The sequence below is a fragment of the Rhodopseudomonas sp. BR0M22 genome (assembly GCF_010907035.1).
GTDB lineage: Bacteria > Pseudomonadota > Alphaproteobacteria > Rhizobiales > Xanthobacteraceae > Rhodopseudomonas.
In genome coordinates, this window is the sequence record NZ_QUMK01000037.1 from 46,655 (window position 1) to 53,165 (window position 6,511).

At 66.9% G+C, this 6,511-nt stretch carries 4 protein-coding genes; all 4 read left to right on the plus strand.

Features of this window, described 5'->3' with window-relative positions; translation table 11 throughout:
- Nucleotides 1-75: 75 nt before the first annotated feature.
- Nucleotides 76-756 carry a response regulator transcription factor gene (locus DY468_RS13770; RefSeq protein WP_164605380.1) on the plus strand — a complete coding sequence of 227 codons (681 nt, stop codon included), beginning with the start codon at nucleotides 76-78 and terminating at the stop codon, nucleotides 754-756.
- Nucleotides 757-991: 235 nt separating this feature from the next.
- On the plus strand, nucleotides 992-2,161 hold the full coding sequence (locus DY468_RS13775; RefSeq protein WP_502706226.1) for a methyl-accepting chemotaxis protein: 1,170 nt from the start codon (nucleotides 992-994) through the stop codon (nucleotides 2,159-2,161).
- 228 nt (nucleotides 2,162-2,389) lie between these two features.
- Nucleotides 2,390-3,838 (plus strand): sensor histidine kinase, encoded by a 1,449-nt coding sequence (locus DY468_RS13780; protein ID WP_164605371.1) that lies wholly within the window; start codon nucleotides 2,390-2,392, stop codon nucleotides 3,836-3,838.
- Nucleotides 3,835-6,511, plus strand: a 2,677-nt coding sequence (locus DY468_RS13785; protein ID WP_164605372.1) for a bifunctional [glutamine synthetase] adenylyltransferase/[glutamine synthetase]-adenylyl-L-tyrosine phosphorylase, incomplete at its 3' end; no start/stop codon positions are given. The genes DY468_RS13780 and DY468_RS13785, both read left to right, overlap by 4 nt.

The following is a 6,511-nucleotide window of genomic DNA, read 5'->3' on the forward strand; positions in this document are numbered from 1 at the left end:
GCCGCCTTGCAAGGAGGCTGAAGCCGCGTCATGTTGCAGCAGAGCCCGCAGAGTTTGAGCAAGTCCGACAGCAATATGCGTCTGTTGATCATCGAGGACGACCGCGAATCCGCCGACTATCTGGTCAAGGCATTTCGCGAGGTCGGCCACGTCGCCGATCTGGCCGGCGACGGCGAAGAGGGACTGGCGCTGGCGGAGAGTGGCGATTACGACGTCCTCGTGGTCGACCGGATGCTGCCGAAGCGCGACGGCCTGTCGGTGATCGGAAGCCTGCGTGACAAGGGCAACCGCACGCCGGTGCTGATCCTGTCGGCGCTCGGCCAGGTCGATGACCGGATCAAGGGGCTACGCGCCGGCGGCGACGATTATCTGCCGAAGCCTTACGCCTTCGCCGAACTGCTGGCGCGCGTCGAGGTGCTGTCGCGGCGTCATGGCGGACCGGCCGAGGAGACCAGCTACCGCGTCGGCGATCTGGAACTCGACCGGCTGTCGCATCGCGTCACGCGCGGCAGCGAGGAGCTGACGCTGCAGCCGCGCGAGTTCAGGCTGCTCGAATATCTGATGAAGCACGCCGGCCAGGTGGTGACCCGCACCATGCTGCTGGAGAACGTCTGGGATTATCACTTCGATCCGCAGACCAACGTCATCGACGTGCACATCTCGCGGCTGCGCTCGAAGATCGACAAAGGGTTCGACCGGCCGCTGCTGCACACCATTCGCGGTGCGGGCTACATGATCAGAGACGGGCTGCGCTGACCGCGGCCGGGCCGGTTCCATCTCGCCTCCAGGTATCTAGATGGGGCGGAGCCATCGTTTCTTAATTTTCATATGCGAGCGTCCCTCCAACACGACACACGAGGGATGTGAACGCCGCATGTTTACGGGACGCCAGAAGAAGCAGGAACTGATTCAGAAGGCCGAATGGCTCGACACGCTGTCGCTGCATTGCGGCATCGGGCTGTGGGACGCGATCCTCTACGAAGGCGATGCGATGCATCCCAAGGCGCGCTGGACCTGGTCGTCCGAGTTTCGCCGGCTGTGCGGCTACAGCTCCGAGGCCGAATTTCCCAACGTCGTTCAATCCTGGTCGGATCGGCTGCATCCCGACGATGTGGCCCCGACCTTCGCGGCCTTCACCCAGACCTGCCAGACCGGCGTCGGCTACGACGTCAAGTATCGCCTCAAGGTCAAGGACGGCAGCTATCGCTGGTTCCGCGCCACCGGCGGCGTCGTGCTCGACGAAAACCGCAAGCCGCGGCGCGCCTGCGGTTCGCTGGTCGACATCGACGATCTGATGAAGGCGGAAGTCCAGAAGCGCGACCAGATTCACGGGCTCGCCAGCGACTTCGAAAGCGCCATCGGCAAGATCGTCAGGACGGTGTCGTCGGCCTCCGCCGAGCTCGAAACTTCGGCGCGGCAGCTGGCGGTCACCGCCGACACCTCGCAGAACCTCGCTAGCCACGTCGCAGCGGCTTCCGAAGAAGCGACCAGCAACGTGCAATCGGTGGCCAGCGCGACCGATCAGTTGTCGTCCTCGATCCGTGAGATCAGCCAGCAGGTTCAGGAATCGGCCCGGATCGCCGGCGATGCCGTCGGCCAGGCGCGCAACACCACCGATCGCGTCAGCGAATTGTCGATGGCGGCGACGCGGATCGGCGATGTCGTCGAACTGATCAATTCCATCGCGGGGCAGACCAATCTTTTGGCGCTGAATGCCACCATCGAGGCCGCCCGCGCCGGTGAAGCCGGCCGCGGCTTCTCGGTCGTCGCCGCCGAAGTGAAGGCGCTCGCGGAGCAGACCGCGAAGGCCACCGGCGAGATCGGTCAGCAGATCAGCCGGATCCAATCGGCGACACAGGAATCGGTCGGCGCGATCCGCGAGATCAGCGGCACCATCGAAAAGCTGTCGGAGATCTCGGCGCACATCGCCTCCGCGGTCGAAGAGCAGGGCGCCGCGACGCAAGAGATCTCGCGCAACATTCAGCAGACCGCGCAGGGCACCGAGCGCGTCTCCGCCACCATTCTGGACGTCAAGCGCGGCGCGGTCGAAACCGGATCGTCGTCCTCGCAATTGCTGTCGTCCGCGCAGTCGCTGTCGCAGGAAAGCGGCCGGCTCGAGGACGAAGTGAGCCGCTTCCTGCGCACCGTGCGCGCTTCGTAAGCGCACGGCCGTATCGGCTCGCAGCACCAGATGCGGTGCTGCGCCAGCGATTACTCGCACCGGGGCGCCGCCTTGCAAAGGGCGGCGCCCCGGTCTTTGTTTGAGAGATGCGTACTGATCCGCAGTGTCGTTCCTTGAACGATTTGTCACTTTGGATTCAGGCCCGAAGTGTCTAATTTGCCGGGATGAAACCCCTTCAACAGCATCGCCGCCGCCGGGACGTGATCCGTGACCGCGTTCGGTAAACTGATCCGAACCACCGCGTTTCGGCTGACGCTGGTCTATCTGTTTCTGTTCGGTCTGTTCGCGGCCTCGCTGGTGGCGTATTTCGCCTGGACCACGCGCAAGCTGATCACCGATCAGATCACCACCACGGTCGACGCCGAAATCGCCGAGATCAACGACATCTACGGCCGCCGCGGTTTGCGCGGCGTGGTGTTCACGATCGAGAACCGCGCGCTGCGGCCCGGGGCCAATCTCTATCTCGTCACCACGCCGGCCGGGCAGGCGGTCGCGGGCAATGTCGGCGCGCTGGCACCGGGGGTGATGAGCAAGCTCGGTTGGAGCGAGACGTTCTATCGGCGGCTCGACGACCAGGAACGATCCAATCACCGCGCGCTGGTTCACGTGACCGAACTGTCCAGCGGCTTTCGCCTCCTGGTTGGCCGCGATCTGGAAGAGCGGCGGCGGCTCAACAAGGTGGTGCGCTCGGCGGCGCAATGGTCGGTGCTGATCGTCGTCGTGCTCGGCCTCGGCGGCGGCGTATACGCCGCGCGGCGCGTGCTGCGGCGGATCGATGCGATGACCGGCACGACGCAGCGGATCATGGCCGGCGATCTGTCGGGGCGGCTGCCGGTCGGCCGCAGCGGCGACGAACTCGATCGCCTGGCTGAAAATCTCAACGCGATGCTGGAGCGGATCGAAGCCCTGATGTCGGGGATGAAGGAAGTCTCCGACAACATCGCGCACGATCTGAAGACGCCGCTGACGCGGCTGCGCAACCGCGCCGAGGAGGCGCTGGCGGGCGCCTCGAGCGAGACCGACTATCGGGTCGCGCTGGAGCGCACGATCGAAGAATCCGACGGTCTGATCCGCACCTTCAACGCGCTGTTGATGATCGCCCGTGCCGAAGCCGGCTACGCCAGCGGCGACATGAGCGACTTCGATGCCGCCGAAATCGCGCGCGACATCCACGAATTGTACGAGCCGCTCGCCGAGGACAACGCGCTCAGCCTGCAGGTCGAAGCGGTGGCGGCGCCGGTGCGCGGCAATCGGGAGTTGATCAGCCAGGCGCTCGCCAATCTGGTCGAGAACGCGATCAAATACGGCAAGCCGCAATCGCCCGCCGACGGTGACGCGGACGCCGCCGCGGCCATCGTGCGGATCGAAGCGCGGCGCGACGGCGACCAGGTGCTGCTCAGCGTCACCGACCACGGCATCGGTATTCCGGAGGCGGACCGCAAGCACGCGATCGAGCGGTTCGTGCGGCTCGAGGCCAGCCGCACGTTGCCGGGCTCCGGGCTCGGCCTCAGCCTCGCCTCGGCGGTGGCGCGGCTGCACGGCGGCGAGCTGCGACTTGCCGACGCGGACCCCGGATTGCGTGCCACGCTTGCAATTCCGGCCCGCACGGGCGAAGGACAGGCCTCCGCAACGACTCTCGAACCGGCGCCGGCATGATTTCTTCCGCGATCGACGCGGACCTCGACCAGAACGCTTTGGCAGCGCGCTTCCGCGCCGGACCGTGCCTGTACGATCCCGTGCTGGCGGCCGAGCGGCTGTCCGGCTGGCTCGCCGATGTGGCGCCGGATCAGGCCAAGGCGATCGCCGCGGTCGGCACCGCGTTTCCGGCGGTGCAGACCGCGCTGCAGTCGATCGCCGAGGCCTCGCCCTATCTGTTCGATCTGATCCGCGCCGATCCGGCCCGGCTGCTGCGCGTGCTGCGCGGCGCGCCGGAGCAGGGGCTGGCAAAGCTGCTGGAGGGCGCCGAGACGTCGGTCGCCGCTGCGTCGTCCGAGGACGAGGTGATGGCGGCGCTGCGCCGGATGAAGGCCGAAGCCGCGCTCTTGATCGCGCTGTGCGACATCGGCGGCATCTGGCCGGTGATGCAGGTGACGCAGGCGCTCACCGATCTGGCCGGCCGCTCGGTGCAGATGACGCTGCGCTTCCTGCTGCGCCAGGAGGCCGGCCGCGGCCGGATCTTGCCGCCCAATCCCGACTGCCCGGAGCAGGGCTCCGGCCTGATCGTGCTCGCGATGGGCAAGATGGGCGCCGGCGAACTGAACTATTCCAGCGACATCGACCTGATCGTGTTCTACGAACTCGACGCGCCGACGCTGGCGCCGGACATCGAACCGCAGCCGTTCTTCGTGCGCGTCACTCAGGGGCTCAGCCGGATTCTGCAGCAGCGGCGCGGCGACGGCTACGTGTTCCGGGTCGACCTGCGACTGCGACCCGATCCGGCCTCGACGCCGGTGGCACTTTCGACGCTGTCGGCGCTCGATTACTACGAGCGCGAGGGCCGCACCTGGGAACGCGCCGCGATGATCAAGGCGCGGCCTTGCGCCGGCGATCTGGTCGCGGGCGAGGCGCTGCTGTCGGAGATCGCGCCGTTCGTCTGGCGCAAGCATCTGGACTTCGCCGCGCTCGCCGACGTCCACGACATGAAGCGGCAGATGCAGACCTATCGCGGCCAGACCGAGGTCGCGGTGGAAGGCCACAACGTCAAGGTCGGTCGCGGCGGCATCCGCGAGATCGAGTTCTTCGCTCAGACCCAGCAACTGATCGCCGGCGGCCGCCATCCGGAACTGCGGGTGCGGCCGACGCTCGAGGCGCTCGATATTCTGGCGGCGCGCAACTGGATCACCTATCAGGCGCGCGACGAGCTGACCGAGGCGTATCTGTTCCTGCGCAAGGTCGAACACCGGGTGCAGATGATCGCCGACGAGCAGACCCATGCGCTGCCCGACAGCATCGATGCGATCGAACGGTTCTCCCGCTTCCTCGGTTACGACAGCCGAGAAGCCTTTGCGCGCGATCTGCTCGGCTATCTCGAACGTGTGCAGGGCCATTACGGCAAGTTGTTCGAAGGCGATCCGACCGGCACCGCGAAGCTGCCGCCGGTCGATTACGGCGCCGGCCCGGAAGACATGCGCCTGCTCGATCACCTGCTATCGCTCGGCTACAAGAAGCCGGTGATGGTCGCGACCACGCTGCAGCAATGGATCACCGGCGGCTATCGGGTGCTCAAGGTCGAGACCACGCAGCGCGCGTTTCGCGAGTTCGTGCCGGCGCTGATCGAGGAGCTGGCGCGCGCCGAGCAGCCCGACGACGCGATCAACGCGTTCGACCGGTTGCTGCAGGCGCTGCATCGCGGCGGCCGGCTGATCTCGCTGCTCAGTCAGAACCGCGACCTGCTGACGCTGGTGGCGCTGGTGCTCGGCGCCGCGCCGCGGCTCGGCGACATGCTGGCGCAGCAGCCGCAGATCCTCGACGGGCTGATCGATCCGCGGTTCTTCGGCGCGATGCCGGATCAGGCCGAACTGTCGGCGCGGCTGGCGGTGACGCTGGCGGACGCCGATTCCTACGAAGAGTTTCTCGATCGGATGCGGCTGTTCGGGCAGGAGAGTCTATTCCTGATCGGGACGCGGATTCTGTCCGGCACGGTGCCGACCCAGCAGGCCGCGGTGGCGTTCGCCGATGTGGCCGAAGGCATCGTCGGCACGGTGCACGGCCTTGTCAGCGAGCAGTTCGCTTCGACCTACGGCCGGGTCAAGAATCAGCAGACCGCGATCCTGGCGATGGGCAAGCTCGGCAGCCGCGAGATGACGGCGTCGTCCGACCTCGACCTGATCCTGATCTACGATTTCGACGACGATGCGCCCGACAGCGACGGCGAGCGCTCGCTGCACGGCGCGCAGTACTTCGCGCGCTTCACCCAGCGGCTGATCTCGGCGTTCACCACCCGGACCAACTACGGCGTGCTTTACGACGTCGACATGCGGCTGCGGCCGTCGGGCCGCGCCGGTCCGGTGGCGTCGCGGCTCGATGCGTTCGCGGCCTATCAGGACCAGGAAGCCTGGACCTGGGAGCATCTGGCGCTGACGCGGGCGCGGGTGATCTCGGCGCCGCCGGAGTTTCGCAGCAAGATCGAGCAGGTGATCCGCGCCGTGCTGACGCGGCCGCGCGATGCGGAGATCATCGCCAACGACGTCGCCGAAATGCGCCGCGCGATCGCGCAGGAGAAGGGCGAGGACGACGTCTGGGACCTGAAATACGCCGCCGGCGGCATGGTCGATATCGACTTCATCGCGCAGTATCTGCAGCCCGTCCACGCAAACCCGGCCCCGGACA

What these genes read in the sequence shown, in the direction of transcription:
- DY468_RS13770 (WP_164605380.1), top strand. Translation starts at nt 76, where the DNA reads ATGCGTCTGTTGATCATCGAGGACGACCGCGAATCCGCCGACTATCTG.
- DY468_RS13775 (WP_502706226.1), top strand. Translation starts at nt 992, where the DNA reads ATGCATCCCAAGGCGCGCTGGACCTGGTCGTCCGAGTTTCGCCGGCTG.